General features: G+C 41.2%; 22 protein-coding genes, 1 tRNA gene and 3 pseudogenes. 10 read left to right on the top strand and 16 right to left on the bottom strand.

Features of this window, described 5'->3' with window-relative positions; all coding sequences use genetic code 11:
• Positions 1-108: 108 nt before the first annotated feature.
• The 7 genes and pseudogenes from pepF to Q4A91_RS04950 all read right to left on the bottom strand — a co-directional run bounded on the left by pepF (position 109) and on the right by Q4A91_RS04950 (position 6,195).
• A complete protein-coding gene (gene pepF / locus Q4A91_RS04980) occupies positions 109-1,905 on the bottom strand; it encodes an oligoendopeptidase F (RefSeq protein ID WP_303209184.1) in 1,797 nt (598 codons plus the stop codon).
• Between the two features lie 10 nt (positions 1,906-1,915).
• Complete coding sequence (locus Q4A91_RS04975) at positions 1,916-2,659, bottom strand: 16S rRNA (uracil(1498)-N(3))-methyltransferase (protein WP_303209183.1); 744 nt, start codon at positions 2,657-2,659, stop codon at positions 1,916-1,918.
• Position 2,660: 1 nt separating this feature from the next.
• On the bottom strand, positions 2,661-3,611 hold the full coding sequence (prmA, locus tag Q4A91_RS04970) for a 50S ribosomal protein L11 methyltransferase (protein WP_303209181.1): 951 nt from the start codon (positions 3,609-3,611) through the stop codon (positions 2,661-2,663).
• 137 nt (positions 3,612-3,748) lie between these two features.
• On the bottom strand, positions 3,749-4,222 hold the full coding sequence (locus tag Q4A91_RS04965; protein WP_303209180.1) for a GNAT family N-acetyltransferase: 474 nt from the start codon (positions 4,220-4,222) through the stop codon (positions 3,749-3,751).
• A complete protein-coding gene (locus Q4A91_RS04960) occupies positions 4,215-4,646 on the bottom strand; it encodes an NUDIX hydrolase (RefSeq protein WP_303209179.1) in 432 nt (143 codons plus the stop codon). The genes Q4A91_RS04965 and Q4A91_RS04960 overlap by 8 nt, the downstream gene beginning before the upstream one ends.
• A gap of 16 nt (positions 4,647-4,662) precedes the next feature.
• Positions 4,663-5,699 (bottom strand): annotated as a pseudogene (locus Q4A91_RS04955) (site-2 protease family protein).
• A 25-nt stretch (positions 5,700-5,724) separates the two neighbouring features.
• Positions 5,725-6,195 (bottom strand): DUF3013 family protein, encoded by a 471-nt coding sequence (locus Q4A91_RS04950; RefSeq protein ID WP_303209178.1) that lies wholly within the window; start codon positions 6,193-6,195, stop codon positions 5,725-5,727.
• 115 nt (positions 6,196-6,310) lie between these two features.
• Between Q4A91_RS04950 and Q4A91_RS04945 the strand changes: the two genes are divergently transcribed.
• Entirely contained in the window at positions 6,311-7,582 is a 1,272-nt protein-coding gene (locus tag Q4A91_RS04945) for a replication-associated recombination protein A (RefSeq protein WP_303209177.1), read from the top strand.
• 263 nt (positions 7,583-7,845) lie between these two features.
• Positions 7,846-7,918 (top strand) — tRNA-Lys (locus Q4A91_RS04940).
• A gap of 134 nt (positions 7,919-8,052) precedes the next feature.
• Here Q4A91_RS04940 and Q4A91_RS04935 read toward each other — a convergent pair.
• Positions 8,053-9,534, bottom strand: coding sequence for a M protein trans-acting positive regulator PRD domain-containing protein (locus Q4A91_RS04935; protein WP_303209175.1), 1,482 nt, complete (start codon positions 9,532-9,534; stop codon positions 8,053-8,055).
• Between the two features lie 303 nt (positions 9,535-9,837).
• Between Q4A91_RS04935 and Q4A91_RS04930 the strand changes: the two genes are divergently transcribed.
• From Q4A91_RS04930 to Q4A91_RS04910, 5 genes are all read left to right on the top strand, one after another.
• Positions 9,838-10,074: a GlsB/YeaQ/YmgE family stress response membrane protein gene (locus Q4A91_RS04930; RefSeq protein ID WP_000964741.1), complete on the top strand. Its 237-nt coding sequence runs from the start codon at positions 9,838-9,840 to the stop codon at positions 10,072-10,074.
• 99 nt (positions 10,075-10,173) lie between these two features.
• On the top strand, positions 10,174-10,737 hold the full coding sequence (amaP, locus tag Q4A91_RS04925; protein ID WP_303209174.1) for an alkaline shock response membrane anchor protein AmaP: 564 nt from the start codon (positions 10,174-10,176) through the stop codon (positions 10,735-10,737).
• Positions 10,738-10,748: 11 nt separating this feature from the next.
• Positions 10,749-10,919, top strand: coding sequence for a DUF2273 domain-containing protein (locus Q4A91_RS04920; protein WP_000454669.1), 171 nt, complete (start codon positions 10,749-10,751; stop codon positions 10,917-10,919).
• An 11-nt stretch (positions 10,920-10,930) separates the two neighbouring features.
• Entirely contained in the window at positions 10,931-11,515 is a 585-nt protein-coding gene (locus Q4A91_RS04915) for an Asp23/Gls24 family envelope stress response protein (protein WP_303209173.1), read from the top strand.
• 41 nt (positions 11,516-11,556) lie between these two features.
• Entirely contained in the window at positions 11,557-11,760 is a 204-nt protein-coding gene (locus Q4A91_RS04910; protein WP_049505619.1) for a CsbD family protein, read from the top strand.
• A 217-nt stretch (positions 11,761-11,977) separates the two neighbouring features.
• Here the strand turns inward: Q4A91_RS04910 and Q4A91_RS04905 are convergent, their stop codons facing one another.
• The 3 genes from Q4A91_RS04905 to Q4A91_RS04895 form a co-directional block, all read right to left on the bottom strand.
• Positions 11,978-12,373, bottom strand: a complete 396-nt coding sequence (locus Q4A91_RS04905) for a hypothetical protein (RefSeq protein ID WP_303209172.1) — start codon at positions 12,371-12,373, stop codon at positions 11,978-11,980.
• 195 nt (positions 12,374-12,568) lie between these two features.
• Positions 12,569-13,093 carry a thiol-disulfide isomerase gene (locus Q4A91_RS04900; RefSeq protein ID WP_303209171.1) on the bottom strand — a complete coding sequence of 175 codons (525 nt, stop codon included), beginning with the start codon at positions 13,091-13,093 and terminating at the stop codon, positions 12,569-12,571.
• Between the two features lie 103 nt (positions 13,094-13,196).
• Positions 13,197-13,652, bottom strand: coding sequence for an N-acetyltransferase (locus Q4A91_RS04895; protein WP_303209169.1), 456 nt, complete (start codon positions 13,650-13,652; stop codon positions 13,197-13,199).
• A 69-nt stretch (positions 13,653-13,721) separates the two neighbouring features.
• Here Q4A91_RS04895 and Q4A91_RS04890 point away from each other — a divergent pair, with 69 nt between their 5' ends.
• From Q4A91_RS04890 to Q4A91_RS04880, 3 genes and pseudogenes are all read left to right on the top strand, one after another.
• Positions 13,722-14,378: an A24 family peptidase gene (locus tag Q4A91_RS04890; RefSeq protein ID WP_303209168.1), complete on the top strand. Its 657-nt coding sequence runs from the start codon at positions 13,722-13,724 to the stop codon at positions 14,376-14,378.
• Positions 14,379-14,429: 51 nt separating this feature from the next.
• A pseudogene (locus Q4A91_RS04885) lies at positions 14,430-15,147 on the top strand (EcsC family protein).
• Between the two features lie 112 nt (positions 15,148-15,259).
• Positions 15,260-15,400: pseudogene (locus Q4A91_RS04880) on the top strand (prepilin peptidase); the annotation flags it as partial.
• Here Q4A91_RS04880 and trpA read toward each other — a convergent pair.
• The 5 genes from trpA to trpD are packed head-to-tail and all read right to left on the bottom strand — an operon-like array spanning position 15,372 to position 19,696.
• Entirely contained in the window at positions 15,372-16,148 is a 777-nt protein-coding gene (gene trpA / locus Q4A91_RS04875) for a tryptophan synthase subunit alpha (protein WP_303209167.1), read from the bottom strand. The pseudogene Q4A91_RS04880 and the gene trpA overlap by 29 nt on opposite strands.
• Positions 16,141-17,364, bottom strand: a complete 1,224-nt coding sequence (gene trpB, locus Q4A91_RS04870) for a tryptophan synthase subunit beta (protein ID WP_303209166.1) — start codon at positions 17,362-17,364, stop codon at positions 16,141-16,143. The genes trpA and trpB overlap by 8 nt, the downstream gene beginning before the upstream one ends.
• Positions 17,342-17,941, bottom strand: a complete 600-nt coding sequence (locus Q4A91_RS04865; RefSeq protein ID WP_303209165.1) for a phosphoribosylanthranilate isomerase — start codon at positions 17,939-17,941, stop codon at positions 17,342-17,344. The genes trpB and Q4A91_RS04865 overlap by 23 nt, the downstream gene beginning before the upstream one ends.
• Positions 17,928-18,695 (bottom strand): indole-3-glycerol phosphate synthase TrpC, encoded by a 768-nt coding sequence (gene trpC, locus Q4A91_RS04860; protein ID WP_303209164.1) that lies wholly within the window; start codon positions 18,693-18,695, stop codon positions 17,928-17,930. Before trpC ends, Q4A91_RS04865 begins: the two co-directional genes overlap by 14 nt.
• A complete protein-coding gene (gene trpD, locus Q4A91_RS04855) occupies positions 18,692-19,696 on the bottom strand; it encodes an anthranilate phosphoribosyltransferase (RefSeq protein WP_303209162.1) in 1,005 nt (334 codons plus the stop codon). Before trpD ends, trpC begins: the two co-directional genes overlap by 4 nt.
• Between the last annotated feature and the right edge of the window lies 1 nt (position 19,697).

Raw genomic sequence — 19,697 nt, 5'->3', positions numbered from 1 at the left:
ACAGAACTAAATCCTTTCAATAATTATTTGTCTAACTTTTTGGGGTCAGTACAAAACAGGTGATTTTTGTGTATTCATCTTGTCGATAAGCCGTCTTAAATCCGTCCTTTACTCTCCCAACTCCGCACTGTAGGCGATAATCTGGTCAACTGTATCAGACAAGAATTGGATGGTATCACGGAGTGGTTTATCTGTTGAGATATCCGCTCCGATAATCATGGCTGACTCAAGCGGTGTCTTACTACCACCTGATTTGAGGAGATTGAGCCAGTCTTCAGCTCCGGTTTCTGAATGTTTCAGATGGAGGTAACCAGCAGTCGAGATGACAAGACCAGCAGAATAAGTGTAACTATACAAGCCCATGTAATAGTGAGCTTGTCGCATCCAAGTCAGAGCCGCATCGTCATCAATCTCAATGGCATCTCCCCAGAAATCTGTCAAGACTTCCTTCATAATGCTGTTGAGCTTGCTTGCACCAAAAGTCTCCCCTTCTTCAATCAATGTATACACCTTACGCTGGAAGGCCGCTTCTAAGAGGTGGGTAATAAAGTTATGGAAGTAGGTGTCTGTCAAACGGTGAGCAAGGGCAAAGCGTTTTTGACGCGGATCATCAGACTGGTGCTCCAAGTAATCACTGAGGAGCAACTCATTAAAGGTTGATGGCGCTTCGACATAGTAAGTAGACATGTGGGCATTAAAGTAACTTTGGTGATTATCTGAAAAGATAAATTGACCAGAATGTCCGATTTCATGAATCAAGGTATAGACATCGCTCAAACGGCCTGTCCAGCTCATGAGGACATAAGGGTGCACGCGATACGGATCCGCCGCATACCCACCAGAATCCTTGCCACTATTAGCAGCGAAGTCCACCCAGCGTTCTTCTTGATAGCGCGCAACTTCCTGACAATATTCTTGTCCCAAAGGTTCTACTGACTTCATGACCAAATCATAGGCATCGTCAATAGTCACTTCAGGATTGAGAGCACTGTCCAAGTCTAGCTTCCAGTCTGCAAAAGTCATCTTTTCAAGACCATTGACCTTGGCAACATGCTTGAGGTATCTCTGAGCAACTGGCGCAAAATCCTTCATGATGAGGTTAATTTGACGGTCAAACATGGTACGATCTACTTCTTGCTCAGCTAGGAGATAATCAAAGACTGAGTCATACCCCTTCATATCTGCCAACAATTTATCAGACTTGACCTGAGCTAAGTAGGCTGCCGCAGCTGTATTCTGGTGCTTACGAAGTCCTTCTGAGAAGGAGCGGAAAGATTTCTCACGAACCTCAGCGTCCTCGTGGTTTTGGTAGAAATTTTCATAGGTCACAAAGCTATTTTTGTAGGTCTTACCATGGGCTTCAAAGTCAGCCATTTCAAAGTCCCCAGCTCGCATCTTAGTATAAATGTCCTGTGGACTGTAGAAGACTTCTCCCAGATTAGTCAAAGCTTTCTCCACATCCGCCCCTAGATAGTGGGCTTTTTTGATTTTGGCCTGACGAATGGCTGCCGTCAAATGTGGCAATTCACCCAAACGGTCCAAGACTTCCTCGTCTGCAACCACCAAGGCGTCATCAAACAAGGTCAAGGCTACGCTGGCATCTGTTTCAAATTCCATCCCAGCTTGGGCAATATTGGCAAACTCTTCATTGCTATAGTCTGTCGTCTGAGGCATAAAGGCGTAATTGCCGATATGACTCATCTGGATATAGATTTGTTCCAATTCCGCAAAGGCCTTTTCAAAATCCTCAAAAGTGTGAAGATTGCCTTTGTAATCACGGCTAAATTGGTTGATATCTTCGCGAGTCTTTTCGATTGCTCGCAAGAAATCCTCACGATCTTGGTATAGGGCAGTTAAGTCCCAAAGTTCCTTCTCTGGGAATTCTGAACGGTGTTTTTGTTCCATTTTCTTCCTCTTATTTCTCTAATTCTACTAAAACACTAAGGGCTGATAAGGCATAAAGCGGGGCTGTTTCTGCTCTTAGAATGCGAGGGCCAAGCCCTGCCAAGACGGCTCCTTTAGCTTCAAAACTTTCAATTTCTGCTGGTGAGAGACCACCTTCTGGACCAAAGATAAAGAGCAATTTGGCTCCCTTTTCAAGACCAGCAACTACTTGTAAGAGCGCAGCGGTTTCTCCTTCTTTTGCTGATTCTTCATAGGCCACTACGATAGAGTCAAACTGGTCTAGTTGGGCTAGAAAATCTGCTTTCTTCTCAAAAAGCTGGATACCTGGAACGATATTACGCTTGCTTTGTTCGGCTGCTCCAAGGGCAATTTTTTCTAGTTTTTCGGCTTTCTTGCCCAACTTCTTACCATCCCACTTGGCAACTGACCAATCTGCTGGAAATGCCCAGATTTGGCTAGCACCTAGTTCCGTCACTTTTTGAGTGATAAACTCAAGCTTGTCTCCCTTGGGAAATCCTGATGCGATGGTTACTTGGACTGGCAGTTCCACATTGTCAGCTAACTCTTGAACCAACTCAAACTGACGAGCTTCTACATCCAGCACGCGCGCCAAGCGCTTGATACCATCATCAAAGACTAAGGTCACCTCATCATCTTCTTTCAGCCGCATGACCTGAAACACATGCTTGCTGGTTTCCTTGTCCTCGATAGTGACAGGAGATATTGCACTGCCTTTGACAAAATACTGCTGCATGCTAGCCTCCAATCACACCTGAAATATCCTTGGTTTTCTTAAAGACACAGGCATTCCATTCCCCTTGAATCATGTGGGTCTCAAGGAAAAATCCAGCTGACTCAGCCGACTCGCGCACCATGTCCCACTTGTCCTTGATAATGCCACTCATGATGAGGTAGCCTTCATCCTTGACCAAGCGATAAGCATCCTCTGTCAGATGAATGAGAATATCCGCCAAGATATTAGCCACGATGATATCTGCCTCAATCTCTACACCCTTGAGCAAATCTCCAGCAGCAACATGGATATTTTCCATTCCTGGGTTGAGCTCAATATTTTCCTGAGCCACCCGAACCGCCACATCATCCAGGTCATAGGCGAAGATTTCTTTGGAACCAAGCAGCGAGCTGGCAATAGAAAGGACACCTGAACCAGTCCCCACATCTAGCACCGTTTCGCCACCACGAAGAACCTGCTCCAAGGCGAAAAGGCTCATCTTGGTGGTTGGATGCGTTCCAGTCCCAAAGGCCATACCAGGATCCAGCTTGATAATCTTTTCTCCCGCAGTTGCCTCATAGTCTGTCCAGGACGGCACAATGGTCAAGTCATGAGTGATGCGAGCTGGTTCATAATATTTCTTCCAGTTGTCTGCCCAGTCTTCCTCAGCCAAGTCAGTCGTGCCCATCTTGACCTCTCCCAAATCCATAAAGTCTGTCAATTCTGCTAAATGAGCCTGCAAATCTGCCTCAACCACTGCCACATCAACCGTATCTGGATAGTATGCGGTCACCACGATTTCTTCTTGTTGCTCGACTTCTGGGAAAATCTCACCAAAACGATCCACATTCCCCGCATAGTCCATGCTGTCTTCGATCGCAACACCTTGCGCCCCTATCTCAATCAAGAGGTTGGAAACCAATTCCTCCCCCTCACGCTTCACTGTAACTTTTAACTCTTGCCATGTTTCCATAATTAAGATACCAAGCCCGTAAAACACAAAGCCAAAATAGGAAATTCTCTGAAGACGCTAGTGTCTAAGAGAAGTTTATCTTTCTGGTACAGTGTTTAGGGCTGGTTCAGTTTAGAAATGTAACCGAACCATCCTTTCTATTTGTCAATCAATTTTTTCATGTAAACCATATCCATGCCTTCTTTTTCAGGCTCGATATGAGTTTGACGGTAACCATTTTTCTCATAAAAAGCGACCATGCCCGCATCCTGTAATACCGTACACAAATCCCACTGTCTAATCGTCGGAAATTCCTTTTCCAGCAATTCCAATCCTTTAGAACCATAACCTTTTCCTTGATACTGGGGCAAAATCGCTGCCGTTCCCAACCAAGCTTCCGTCAATTCCTCATTGGTCTGAACTCGTAAAAATCCGATATTTTCATCCTTTTCTTTCACAAAGTAGTAATAACTGTTGGGACGCTCAACCAATTTCCACTTGATTCGTTCACAATCCTCTAGGTAGGGATCATACTCATCTTGATATTTCTCATAGACAGCCTTAAAGCTAGCCCTTTGAATTGCAATTACGGTTTCTAAATTCTCTGCTCCTGCTCGTTCAAGTCTAATCATAGTCTCTCTCCAAATAATCCCTCACTCTATCCTGCAACTGGGGTACAACCCTATCTGAGCCAAGAAACTCGTCAATGCCCATCAGTTTGTAGCCCTGCCCTTCATCACCAAAGACAATCTTGTCAAACTGTTCCTGATCCAATTTTCCAACTAGAAAGACGGATTCCTTCCCCTCAAAAAGCATACTTGGGTACACCTTACTCCAAAGCAGGCAATCCTCAGTCAGATGAATTCCTAGTTCTTCGTAAACTTCACGCGCCGCGCACTCAAAAGGACTTTCATCACCCTCACGGCCACCACCTGGCAATTCCCACATATTGGGCCACGGAATGTTTGCCTTATCATCACGCAAGATAGTTAAAATCCTATCCTCACAAAAGAGGGCAATTTTGCAACCTGTAAAATCTGAAATTTCTATTTCCATATCAGACTCCTTCGGACTATTCTTTCTCCAACTCTGCTAACCAGTTTTCATAATAGCGTTTCTCATCCCGCACCAAACGGCTGGTCACCATGTTTTGTATAGCAATTTTTATAGCCTTGTTGGTCTGATCAATATCTTCCTTTACCAGAAATTGATACCAGGCTTGCATTATCTGCGTATCTGCCATTTTTAGAGATAAGAAGGACTTGACTCCTCGATTGCTTGCATATTCCTCTGCTTTCTCATGATCCCTTTCAAGCAAGGCAATTTGAAGAAGGTATAATTTGGAAAGAGTTTGAGACATCAGATTGTCTGTTTTATCTAATAAAGACTGAAAGTGTTTCTTGGCAGTCTCTATCTGACCATCGAATATGAAATCTAGTCCCTGGAAAATCTGAATGCTTTCTGCAAAACTCCCTCTCACATCCTCAGCAACAGGAATGATAAAGTCTTTCAAATCATATTCTTGAGGAGCTAGCAAGGTCTGGGCAGAATGTCTCAACACCGAGTAGGCGTATTTCGTATTTTCAGGCTGTTGTAGCAATTCCCAGATTTTCGATCCATCGGTAATCCCAACCGGCTTAGCATTGATGAGAAGAAAAGATAGATTTAGACAAATCCAAGTAGCTGCAAAATACCAGTTAGCTGTCAAAATCCCATACAATATCGCCAAAAAAATAAAGACAAGATGAACTATCAAACCTCCTGCAAGCATCAGGATGATTCTTTGATCGCTTTCATCTTCTTTCAATCCAATATACTGAGCACCAACATTTTTCAGAACGGCTGTTCGACTCAGATGAAACTTGCCTGACTTTTTGGTCAAAAGAAAATTTCCTAATCCAAAAGCCACCAGGCGATAGCCTGTCAGGTAACCGCAAAATGCATGACCTAGCTCATGAAGGATAAATATCAGATAAATGCTGAGAAAAAGCCTGGAACAAAGACTAACGAGAAATCTAACTCTTTAAAGGCAATCGTCCCAAAAACAAATCCCAGCATCAAAAAAACAAAGGACAGACCAGAAATAAAAGACAAGCCTATTTTCTTCATATACTTTTACTTTCTCCCCTAGTCTCTAGTATCTCGGATAAGGATAAAACTCTCCCTCTTCCAAGCCAACTTTTCCTTCTTCAAAGACTTCTTGGTTCCATTCCATGACGAATTCCTCTGCTTCTGGATCTTCCAAAAAGTCCATAAGGGCATCCAGCCCAACCTCGGCAGTGTCTTTGAGGAAAAGGGCAAAATAAGCTAAAAACTCGCGAGAAAATCCTTTTTTAGGAAGATAAGGGATGACAGTCAGATAGTCTTCTGCGTTAACGGTTGACTTGGCAGGATTGTAGAAAAGGACTGCTTCTTCAAAGAGGATATCGTCTGACGAAACTTCTCCGTCTTCATCCACCATCTCAACTCCTGTAGCGTTTTGCGCTTCTAGTAAAAAACTCACTTCAACTGCATGGTTGCGCTTATCCCAGCTGATCTCATAGTCAAAGGGAAAGTTCTTCTCCAACTCTTCCTCTAAAACATCTAAAAATCCGTATGTTGCCATTTTGTCCTCTTTCTATGCGACTCTTTAATCGCCCCGATTGCTCGGAAATATGCTAAAATAGATACTACCATCTTACCACATATACATCAGAAAATCCATGTTAGAAAGGACTGCTATGCCAGATAATCTCGCGCTTCGCATGCGCCCAAAAACCATTGACCAGGTCATCGGTCAGGAGCATCTGGTCGGACCTGGAAAAATTATCCGTCGCATGGTGGAAGCCAATCGTCTGTCCTCCATGATTCTCTACGGACCTCCCGGAATCGGCAAAACCAGTATCGCCTCAGCTATCGCTGGGACCACCAAGTATGCCTTTCGAACCTTCAATGCGACAGTGGATAGTAAAAAGCGACTCCAAGAAATCGCGGAAGAAGCTAAATTCTCCGGTGGATTGGTCCTACTACTGGACGAGATTCACCGACTAGATAAAACCAAGCAAGACTTTCTACTTCCCCTCTTGGAAAGTGGTCTGGTCATCATGATTGGGGCTACGACTGAAAATCCTTTCTTTTCAGTCACTCCAGCCATTCGTAGCCGTGTTCAGATTTTTGAGTTAGAACCCTTGTCTAATCAAGATGTTAAAGAGGCGATTCAAATTGCTCTAACCGACCCTGAGCGTGGTTTTGATTTCCCAGTTGAGCTAGATGAGGATGCACTGGATTTCATCGCGACCTCTACAAATGGAGACCTGCGTTCTGCCTTTAATTCACTAGATTTGGCTGTTCTCTCTACTCCCGAAAATGACAAAGGTATCCGCCATATCACGCTCGTTATCATGGAAAATAGCCTGCAGAGGAGTTACATTACCATGGATAAGGATGGGGACGGTCACTACGATGTCCTTTCGGCCCTGCAAAAGTCTATCCGTGGCTCGGATGTGGATGCCAGTCTCCACTACGCTGCTCGCTTGATAGAGGCTGGGGACTTGCCTAGTCTCGCAAGACGCTTGACCGTTATCGCTTATGAAGATATCGGTTTGGCTAATCCTGAAGCCCAGATTCATACTGTAACTGCTCTAGATGCTGCTCAAAAGATTGGATTCCCCGAAGCTCGCATTCTCATTGCCAATGTCGTGATTGACTTGGCCCTCTCTCCAAAATCCAACTCAGCCTACGTCGCTATGGACAAGGCCCTTGCTGATCTCAAAACATCAGGGCATTTGCCTATCCCTCGACACCTGCGCGATGGACACTACAGTGGAAGCAAGGAACTTGGGAACGCCCAAAACTATCTCTATCCGCACAACTATCCTGGAAACTGGGTCAAGCAAGACTATCTGCCAGAAAAAATCAAAGACCAGCACTACTTCACTCCGGAGGATACTGGCAAGTACGAACGGGCTTTGGCGCAACGCAAGGAAACCATTGATAAATTACGGGACTTGTGAAATCCTTTTCAAATAATTGCATTTTCCTCTTGATTTTTTTTGAAAAAGTGGTATCATATAAACATAGAAACGCTGTGGTGTACGACTTCACACTTAAGTGTTGACCGACTATTTTTTGTATTATTAGGGAAACAAAAGTCTTCTAACAGCATGTAGGCCGTCTCACACGGAAACAGCTTCAGTTAGAGCGAGTTGCCCACCTGCTTAATTGCGCGGGTTCAATACAAACCGTGAAGTTTCGGCACCAATACAGCTTTTTCTTTGCCTCCTTAGCTCAGTTGGTAGAGCAGTAGACTCTTAATCTATGGGTCGCAGGTTCGAGCCCTGCAGGGGGCATCTAGATACAACAGGAAAAGCCTTGGTTTCAGGGCTTTTTTGTTTAAGTTCTTAGGATATTCTGAGTCTAGTATAGAGGAAATTCTTTTCTTATAAAACAAAAAACGCTATGTAGCATTTTTTGTTATTCTTAGTTACTCGTCTAGTCGAATAAACATCATTGCGTTAAGCAAAGAGATGAGAGTGACTGTATTGACATTATTGGAATAGATCAGTCTCTTATTTTCAATGGGAGGAATAATAAAATTAGAAATAATGATGTCGTAAGGTGATTTTTTTAGAGAATCAAGTGATAACTCTAATTCACTCCAAACTTCCAGTTCAAAATTGTTACTGCAATAGTAAGAAAGTGTCTCAGCTACTGATTTTGCATGATACTGATCAAAATTACTCATGACCAAAACCTTTAATTTAGGTTGATTTTGTAAAAGATTTAGCACCAAGTGTTTGCTATGGGTGATAAAAGTATAGGTCAAATGATTGACCTTCATTGAATTACGATCCATATCCAAAGTCTTTAGATAATGTTCAATTCCTTCCTTCACCTCTGAAACAAATCGAGGAAAAATATTTTGAAAGTTCTTGATTGTATTGCCTTTTTGATCAAATAGGATAAACTCTGTCGATAATTCTTGGCGATGCAGATGTGCCGTATTATGCAGATGCCAAATCAGATTGTCCCTATTCTCTACTTGAAGATTATACTCTCTTGATACCTGATCCACTAAATCTCCCAATAACTGATACGATTTTTTTACATAGCTGTTTGTTTTTGTATAGTTCAAAAAAACTTCTTCATCTATGAAAAACATTTTTTGAAAATAGGATACAAACAGTTGACCTATCACTTCTTTATTCAAAGAGATATGATATTCAGAATCAAAGCTTGCGACAATGTCTTCGATTCCTTCTGCCTGCATGAAAGATTCCAACAATTGATTGTTAAAAGAATTTTTTTCAACTTCCAAGAAATGATCAAACTTTATTCGGTATAAATTCGTAACAAGGATCAATTGTAACATTCGTTGAGTGGCGAAATTGACAGGAAATGCAGTTTCCTTATAGACAAGTGCCAATAGTTTACACAAAGGTTCTATTGAAAAATCTTCAAATGGCCATTCAAGGAAATAATATTTCTCTGAAAAATACTGAGCAAAAAAGTAACGGATATCGATCTCATTTCCAGTGATTCGAACAGGATTAAGGCTAATTTCAAAACGATATTGTTTCTTAATAATTTTATTAATATGATTGATGATACGGTAAAGAGAGGAAGAACTGATATAAAACTCTTTGCAAATACTACCAGCATCACACCCTTCATTAAGGAAGACAAATTCTAAAATTGAAAAGTGGGTTGAATGCTTAAAAAAATGATGATAGACCATCTCAATATCACTATCATCGGTATTAATGATACGGATGCCATCTGTTGAGGAATGAAATATCAAGTCAGGAAAAGAAGATTTGACATGGGACAAGTCATCTTTTACAGAACGTTCTGTACAGTGCAATAATTCTGCTAGTTCTGAAATATGAAAATAGAGTTTGTTTTCAAATAGTAATTCTAATAATTCTAATTGTCTGTGACTTTTTTTCGATAATAAATCTCTCATGTATAACTTTTATCTCTTTCTTTACAAGAATAAACTAAATGATTATCTTTCAATCTTCATTCAATTATAGCATATAGAGTGTATTTATTCTCTTGCAACGACTTTGGCTTGCTATGAAAAGACTCGCTTAATCATCTAGAAACTCAGTAGAATCATGTTTTTCTTATTTATCTGTATATATAGTACATATTTACAGTACGGTTTTTAAGACGAACTATTATGTTTCCAAGTTGAGATAGTATATAATTAGTTCAATCAAAGATGTTGATTCTTTGATTTAGAAATAGAAAAGGAGGAGACACTATGTTGTGGTCCATTATTGTAGGAGGTCTTATTGGTCTCATCGCAGGTGCAATCACTAAAAAAGGGGGGTCAATGGGATTGATTGCAAATATCTTTGCAGGTCTTATCGGTTCATCTGTAGGGCAATCACTTCTAGGAAGCTGGGGACCTTCATTGGCTGGAATGGCTATTATTCCGTCAATCGTAGGTGCAGTGATTGTTGTTGCAGTCGTTTCATTTCTATTTGGTAAAAAATAAGCATTACCTAATAGAACATTAAAAGTGATAAGCCATAATTTTGAATACTGTAGACGGGTAAAATTATGGTTTAAAGCTTTTCATTTGAAAGGATTTAATATGTCAAAATCAAAGAAAATATTGTTACTTATTTTCTGTATTTTAATCTTGGCTATTTTCCTTCCTATTCTCATAGATTATCATCAGGTCAGTGATTTAGATATCCACTTATTCAGTTGGAGAGATTTCTACGCTGAATTTCTGATTGCTAGATATGTCTTTTGGGGGACACTTGTCCTATCTGTTTTAGTGTTAATTTCAATGCTAGTAATACTCTTCTATCCTAAACAGTATTTAGAGATTCAATTAGAGACTCAAGAAGATACATTAAAACTAAAAAATTCAGCTATCGAAGGCTTTGTTCGATGCTTGGTCATTAATCATCAGTTGATCAAAGAACCAACAGTCCATGTAAATAGCCGCAAAAATAAATGTTTCGTTTATGTTGAGGGCAAAATTCTTCATTCAGACAACATCTCAAATCGATGCCTTGTCATTCAGAATGAAATAACTCATGGATTAAAGCAGTTCTTTGGTATTGAACGTGAGGTAAAACTTGAAGTTAAAGTGAAAGAATTTGAACCTCCAAAAACGACCAAAAAGACTGTTAGTCGTGTAAAGTAAGGAAGTAAAAAATGGAATGGTTTAAAAAATATCAGTATCCAATTATTGCAGGTCTAGTAGGTGTCATTCTCGCTTGCTTTATCTTATCCTTTGGCTTTTTCAAAACACTATTTGTACTAATTTGTGGAGCCCTAGGAGCATTTGCTGGATACTATGTTAAGGAAAAATATTTAAATAAATAAAGGAGTCTCGTATGTCAAACGTAGATAAAAATGTAGAAAAAAAAGATGTTGCTGTTGTTTCTCAAGATGTTAAAGGGGAACTCACTTATGAGGATAAAGTAATCCAAAAAATCATTGGTCTGTCACTTGAAAAAGTACCTGGACTTTTGGATGTTGATGGAGGATTCTTCTCTAATCTAACAGAAAAAATCATCAATACTGATAATGTCACTCATGGTGTCAATGTTGAAGTTGGGAAAGAACAAGTTGCAGTTGACTTGAACATTGTTGTTGAATACCAAAAGAATGTCCCTGCTTTGTACAAAGAAATCAAAGATGTTGTCGTATCACAAGTTACAAAAATGACTAATCTAGAAGTAGTTGAAGTCAATGTGAATGTTGTTGATATCAAAACGAAGGAACAGCATGAAGCAGATTCAGTAAGTCTCCAAGACCGAGTAACGGACGTGGCTTCTTCAACAGGAGAATTTGCTTCAGAACAATTTGAAAAAGTGAAATCTGGTATCGGTTCAGGTGTTGCTGCTGTTCAAGAAAAAGTAGGCGAAGGTGTTGAAGCCGTTAAAGGCGAAACAAAAGAAAATGCTCGCGTACACTAATTCATCTAATCAAAATCAATCAATTTAAAGGAGGCAGAATCATGTCAACAGAAGAAAAATTAAATCAAGCAAAAGGTTCCATTAAAGAAGGTGTCGGCAAAATGATCGGCGATGAAAAAATGGAAAAAGAAGGAACAGCTGAAAAAGTTGTTTCTAAAGCAAAAGAAGTTGCTGAAGATGCTAAAGACGCTGTCGAAGGCGCTATTGAAGGTGTGAAAAACATGCTTCACAAAGATGAAAAATAAGGCTAAACGTTAATTGACCTTTTCATTATAGTAGTCAAAAAGAGGACCGTAAATGTCCTCTTTTTTTGTAGATCGGATTCTAAACACGCTTCCCATTTTTCGTTAAAAGAGATTCTTAATAGGAAAGGCTCTGGTTTCAGGGCTTTTTTGCTTACTTAAAATAATATCTCCCTTTTAAAGAAAGAAAATTTAAAAGCTTGCACACTACTAGACTGGCTTATTTATCCACCACCTGAGCCTCAAATTGGGCTGGTTGCTTGTCTACATTGGTAATGGTTATCGTGTAGGGCTTGTTATTGGTGGCATCAAACACTTTTTCACCTTGGTAACTCACAACAACTCCATCTTTTTCTAAATAAATATCTGCTTGCTTGTTTGGAAGTTCTTCATCCTCCTCGTCCAAACCATGGCTTTTTATAATTTTTTGTCCCTCTACTTCATAGTAAACATCGCTGTTTCTCTCACTCCAAACACCAGAGCCAGTTAATTTAATTCTGCTTGAATCGTTTTTCTTCAAGATAAAGATTGGATAGTATTCCAAATCTTGTGTTCTGGGATTTACTCTTAAGTTGACGGATTGACTTGGTTGAAGAGTGTATTTGCCATAGTTCAAAACTGAAAAGACAAACTAAACTAGCAGCAAACTATACAAGACTCCTATAATCATTCGTGAGCGCCTACTTTTAAACAAACGTAAAAGTAACACAAAAGAGACAATAAAGAGCAATTCTGTAAACATTTTATCCCTCCTTTCTCATCTTCGTTGACATTCTGAACAGAGTCTCGCTTCCATTTCTCACTAGCAACATCAACCATACAAAGTCTGATACATCTTATCTAGAAAAGCTTTCAACTCTTTTTGAACAACCTTTAATAGACGTTCTTCTTCGGCTTGAGATATCGTCACACTTTCCTTATTTTGATTACTAATATGAGAATAGTAACTACGTTTTAGGGTTAATTGATGATCTAAAATATAGTAGGCATCTATTTTTTCCTCATTTACCATTGTTTCAAATAAAACAGAGACTTCATCCCTACCAGGATTCAACATTTTCAAATCGATGTCTCCTTTTATCCCTATGGAGTCAATTCCTCCATCCAAGCGAATGGCACCGTCGGGAGGAACGACATAGCCTGCTTTACGAATGTCAGACGCATATTTTCCTGAATCCATTAAATGTTGTAAGACAGCTATATTGCTCTGTTCTTCAAAGGAGGTCTTTAATTGGAAGCGTTCTTGGTGGCTTTGATACTGAGAATAAAGAGTGATACCAACAACTAAGGCAAGTACAGAAGCGAGCAAGATTCGTATTTTTCTACATCTCGACATGTTTATCTCCTCTATCTTATAAATCATAGAAGTCTTGTTTCTAACTTTGAAAGATAACTTCTTTATTCTTGAAAATCCTTGGGACTCTAGCACCACGTGACTATTACCTGCCCTTTTTCATGATATATTTTCGTATAGGTACTTCAACCATTCGAACGATTTCAAATCCTTCTTTTTGGTAAAGCTTGTAAGCTGTTTGATTTGCCTCGTAGACATTTAGAGAAATAGTATCTATGTCTTCATTTTCAAAGGCCAAACTAACAAATTTCCTTAAAGCCTGTCTACCTAAGCCTTGCCCCTGCTTCTGAGGGTTGATAAAAAATCTCCCGATATGAAGATTCCTGTCTTCTAGCCTGATTTTCTGGATAAGCCCCACAAACTCTTGTTCATCAAAGATTGAAAAGATTCCTTCCAAATCTTGCAAGATTTGAATTGTTAAGGGAAAAGGAATCATTGTTCCCATCCATTGTTCTTGAAAGGATTTGCCAAGGGAGTTAGACCATTGGCATAAGAGCTGAGCGTTTTCTATGCTCACATTTTCTTCAAAACGAATTGTCATCTTGACCTCACCATCTTATCAATGTTTCTTTATTATACTACTTCTCCTATTTTTTACGAATAGATAAGTATGATTGATCTTTATTTTTTTCTTGTCGGGAGCATTCTCGCTTCTTTCTTGGGTTTGGTCATTGACCGTTTTCCTGAGCAATCCATTATTCAACCAGCTAGTCACTGCGATTCCTGTCAGACTCGCTTGCGTCCCTCAGATTTGATTCCTATCCTTTCGCAGGTGGTTAATCGCTTTCGCTGTCGCTACTGCAAGATTCGTTATCCTGTCTGGTATGCCCTTTTTGAACTCGGCTTAGGACTCCTCTTTCTAGCTTGGTCTTTGGGCTGGCTTTCCTTGGGGCAAGTCATCCTAATCACTGCTGGCTTGACCTTAGGCATCTACGACCTTCTCCATCAGGAATATCCCTTACTGGTCTGGCTGACGTTTCACCTAATCCTCATGGCTTTCTGTGGCTGGAATCTGGTTATGATTTTCTTCCTTATCCTTGGAATTTTGGCTCATTTTATCGATATCCGCATGGGCGCAGGGGATTTTCTCTTTCTGGCTTCTTGTGCTCTCATCTTTAGTGTGACAGAGTTGCTCATCTTGATCCAGTTTGCTTCGGCGGCAGGGATTTTAGCCTTTCTTTCGCAAAAGAAAAAGGAAAGACTTCCTTTTGTGCCTTTCCTCTTACTTGCTGCTTGTGTGATTATTTGGTGTAAATTAATATTGTAAATCAAATCACAATAGTGTATACTAATTATATCCAGAACAAGGAGAATTATTATGAAATTCGAATTACCAAACATTAATTTTGAATTACCAAAACTAGATGTTCCAAAAATTGATGAAAATTCTATGATGCAAGTCCTAGATTGGGCATACGATACAACTATTAATGGAATTCCTGGACAGAAAACTATTCAAGAATTAGCAGATGACTATCTTAAATATGATGATGTTGATACTGCCATTTCTAAAATGATTACTTTTCAAACCAGTAAGGCCGCGCTCTCTCTGGCTTTGTCACTGGTTTCGGAGGTTTTTTGACGCTACCAGTAACTATTCCTGCAAATATTACATCTGTTATTCTCGTTCAAATGAGGATGATTGCAACTATTGCCTATATGCGTGGGTATGACCTAAAAAGTGATCAGGTTCAGACCTTTGTATATGCGGCACTTACAGGAACTACTGTAGCTGATATTGCCAAGAAAGCTGGAATTGTAGTTGCTGAGAAATTAATACATGGTATGTTAAAAAACTACCTAGAGAAGTTCTCACTAAAATTAATCGCGCAGTTGGATTCAGATTAGTTACAAAATTTGGAGAAAAGGGAGTAGTAAATTTAGGGAAAATGATTCCTGTTGCAGGTGCTCTCATTGGGGCTGGAGTTGATAGTGTTTCAACACAAGTCATTGCAAATCATGCGCTAAGTATTTTTACACCTAACGGAATCAATCTTGGAGATGATTTAATCATTGATATGGATGAAATACAATAAAAAACTTATGCCCTTTTTATTATTTTCATACTTATCAAATAAAATTAACAAGTTTCTGCCCTCTAGGAGGGCTTTTCTACACATTTTAAATCTTCTAAACTGATTTCAATAACTTGTCAAAGTACTTTCGTAGCTTACTGCGACGAGAATCCTAGCCTTTCTCTTGCAAAAGAAAAAGGAAAGACTTCCTTTTGTGCCTTTCCTCTTACTTGCTGTTTGTTTGATTATTTTTGGTAAGCTACTGCTTGTTTGATAAAGTCCTCAATCGGCTCTCCTTGGTGGAGAGCTTTTACAATTTTCGAACCGACAATAACGCCATCTGACACCGCATTAAAGCGTTCTACGTCTTCTTGACTAGACACACCAAAACCTGTCAAGACTGGGATGTCAGCTACTTGATGCAATTGTGCCAAGTGCTTGTCCAAGTCTGCACGGTAATTTCCTGATTTCCCTGTCACCCCATTGATGGCAACGGCATAGACGAAGCCTTCTGCCCCTGCAATCAACTCTTTTTGACGCTCAAGTCCTGTTGTCAAACTAACTAGGGGAATCAAGGCAATGTCTGTATCTGCCAAAAATGGTTCTACAAAGTTGGCATGCTCATGAGGCATGTCTGGGATAATCAAGCCCTTAACTGCTGTATCTGCCAGATCATTGACAAATTTGTCCACACCGTACTGAAAAAGGGGGTTGAAGTAGGTCATGATGACCAGTGGCACCTCAGTCTGAATGGTTTTCAAGGTTTCAACCAAAGCCTGGGTTGAAGTCCCATGGGCTAGACTGCGCAAACCTGCTTCTTCGATCACAGGTCCATCTGCAACAGGGTCTGAAAAGGGAATACCCACTTCAATAGCTGAAACACCCAAATCTTCTAAAAAGTGGATTGTTTCAGTGAGGCCCTCCAAACCTTTCTCATGGTCTCCAGCCATGATATAGGGAATAAAAATTCCTTTTCCAGCTGCTTTGATAGCGTTCAATTTTTCTGTTAGTGTCTTAGGCATGGGCTTCTCCCTTCTTTGCTGCATCTGCTTCCAAGCGGTCTTTGACTTGAACTACATCCTTGTCCCCACGTCCAGATAGGCAGACAATCATTGACTTGTCTAGGCCAAGTTCTTTAGCCAATTTCACCGCAAAGGCAATAGCATGGCTAGATTCAAAGGCTGGGATAATCCCTTCCACACGAGACAAGAGTTGGAATCCTTCCAAGGCTTCCTCATCTGTCACAGGAACATAGCTGGCACGTTTGATATCGTGGTAGTGAGAATGTTCTGGACCGATACCAGGATAGTCCAAACCTGCTGAAATAGAAAAGGCTTCTAAGATTTGTCCATGTGCATCTTGGAGCACATCCATAAGCGAACCGTGGAGGACACCCGGACGACCCTTGGTCAAGGTAGCTGCGTGATGCTCTGTATCCACACCAAGCCCTGCTGCTTCAGCCCCATACATAGCTACAGACTTATCTTCTACAAATGGATGAAAGAGACCGATAGCATTAGAACCACCACCAACACAGGCTACTAGGGCATCTGGCAAATCTTGACCTGTCAAGTCACGGTACTGTTGTTTAGCCTCTCGACCGATGACACTTTGGAAGTCACGAACAATTTCTGGGAATGGATGAGGTCCTAAGGCAGAACCAAGAATATAGTGGGTATCATCGATATTCGCTACCCATGAACGAAGGGCTGCATTAACCGCATCCTTGAGCACGCGCGAACCATCTGTTACTGCCTCAACCTTGGCTCCCAAAAGCTCCATACGGAAGACATTAAGGGCTTGGCGTTTGACATCTTCCTCACCCATATAGATGGTACATTCCATGTTAAAGAGGGCTGCAGCTGTTGCAGTTGCCACACCGTGCTGACCAGCACCAGTTTCAGCAATAATTTTATTTTTGCCCATGCGTTTAGCCAGAAGAACCTGTCCCAAGGCATTGTTAATCTTGTGGGCCCCTGTATGGTTGAGGTCTTCCCGTTTGAGATAGATCTTGGCGCCACCGATATGCTGGGTCAAGTTTTTTGCATAGTAAAGAGGAGTTTCACGTCCTACATACTGGCGCAAAAGTTGGTTTAATTCCTCTTGGAAACTTGGGTCTGCCTGACTTTCACGATAAGCTTTTTCCAACTCCAAAACTGCTGTCATCAATGTTTCTGGGACAAAACGTCCGCCGAATTTTCCGTAAAATCCATCTTTATTTGGTTCTTGATATGCCATGCTTTACCCTCTCTATAAATCTTCTAATCTTTTCATGATCTTTTTGTCCATCTGTCTCCACTCCGCTCGATACATCTACTGCATAGGGAGTAAAGTGTTGAATTGCTTTTGCTACATTATCCTCATTGAGCCCACCTGCGATAAAGAAAGGCTGAGCTAGTTCTGCCGTATCCAGTTGACCCCAGTCAAAGGTCTGGCCACTCCCAGCCACAGGGGCATCAAAGAGGAGATAATCCGCCTGAGAATTGGGGACATGCCCCTCTCCATCCACCTGCACAGCCTGAATGCTGGCACAAGGCAAATCCTCAAACAAATCATCTGCTACCTGACCATGAACTTGAACCAAGTCCAAGCCAACTTTTTCAATCGCTTCTAGCAGTTCTGCCCGACTTGGTGAAACAAATACGCCAACCTTTTTTACACCTGCAGGAATGATCTTTGCCAGCTCTGTAGCCTTTTCCAAGATCACCTGTCTTTTACTAGGTGCAAAGACAAAACCAATATAGTCTGCCCCTGCTGATACGGCTATCTCCACCGCTTCTTTGGTCGACAATCCACAAATCTTAACCTTTGTCAATCTGCAACTCCTTGATTCTCTGGGCTACATCTTCTGCCTGCATGAGAGCTGTTCCTACCAAAATTCCGTTAAAGTATGGTGCTACTCGTTCCGCATCCTGCCCTGTGAAAATAGCAGATTCAGAAATGTAATAGCGATCTTCCTCAAAGTGCTGGGCCAAGTCTACACTGGTCTGCAAATCGACTTCAAAGGTGGTCAAGTTGCGGTTGTTAACCCCAATAATCTCAGCACCCAGTCTGTGGGCCACCTCTAGTTCAGCTAGATTGTGAGTCTCCACCAAGACTTCCAGACCAAGCTCTGTCGCATAGTCGTATAGTTCTTTGAGGCGTTCTTCTGACAAGGCTGCCACAATGAGCAAGATGACTGTCGCACCGGCATTGCGAGCACGGATGATTTGCTTTTCATCGATGATAAAGTCCTTGTTGAGCGTCGGAATCTGCACCTGACTGGAAATCTCCCGCAGATAATCCAAATGCCCTTTAAAGAAAACTTCATCTGTCAAAACCGAAATCATTACTGCGCCATTCGCTTCATAAGTCTGGGCCTGTTGCACAATATCCACATCGAGATTGATATCTCCCAGACTAGGGCTAGCCTTCTTGACCTCAGCGATTACCTGCAAACGGTCCTGATGATTCTTCAAAAATGCTGCCAAGCGATAAGTCTGGCGCAAGGGCTGGATTTCCTCCAGCTCCATTTGCTCGACCTCACGCGCCTTCTGCTCTAAGATTCGTGCTAAAAATTCCTGACTCATTTTTGATACTCCTGTAACAGTCTGAGTTTTTCTAGGGCTTTACCACTAGCAATTACTTGACGGGCCAAGGCAACTCCTTCCTTGATACTATCAACCTTACCATTGGCATAGAAACCAAGACCAGCATTTAAAACTGTCGTTTCCAAGAATGGGCTTGGTTCGTTTTTCAGAACGCTGAGCAAAATTTCTGCATTTTCCTGAGCATTGCCTCCACGAATATCTTCAATAGCGTAGCGTTCCATCCCCAAATCCTCTGGAGTGAAGCTTGACAAGGTGATTTCGCCATTTTCAAGAAGAGCAATCTTGGTTGTTCCGTTCAAGCCAGCTTCATCAAGACCTTCTGGTCCAGCAATCACAACGGCACGTTTGCGACCCATATTTTTCAATACCTGAGCTGTACTTTCTAGCAGTTCTGGACGACTAATGCCAAGCAACTGTGTTTCCAAGGCCATTGGATGAATTAGTGGACCAGTCAAGTTCATAATCGTTGGAATTCCCAACTCCAAACGAGCGGGCATGATGTATTTCATAGCTGGGTGCATATTTTTAGCAAAGAGAAAGACGATTCCAGTTTTATCGAAAACCTTACCTAGTTCAGCTGGTTTGAGGTCAAGATTGATGCCCAATGCTTGAAGGACATCTGCCGAACCCGATTTAGAAGAAATCGAACGGTTACCGTGCTTGGCCATATGAATGCCGCCGCCAGCCAAGACAAAGGCTGCAGTTGTGGAAATGTTAAAGCTGAAAGACTTGTCCCCACCTGTACCACAGTTGTCCATTGCATCATGTATCTCAGTTGGAATGTATTGGGCATGGCCTCTCATGACTTGTGCAATGGCTGTGCGTTCTTCAGGTGTTTCCCCCTTCATCTTAAGGGCCAAGAGAAGAGAAGCAATCTGCGCTTCGGTTACACGCCCAGTTACGATACGCTCGATGACATCCGTCATTTCCACACCTGATAAATTTTCAAATTTTGCTAGTTTTTCAATAATCTCTTTCATC

It is taken from the genome of Streptococcus sp. (assembly GCF_030528045.1).
Taxonomy (GTDB): Bacteria; Bacillota; Bacilli; order Lactobacillales; family Streptococcaceae; genus Streptococcus.
This window is presented reverse-complemented; position numbering and strand designations above follow the sequence as displayed.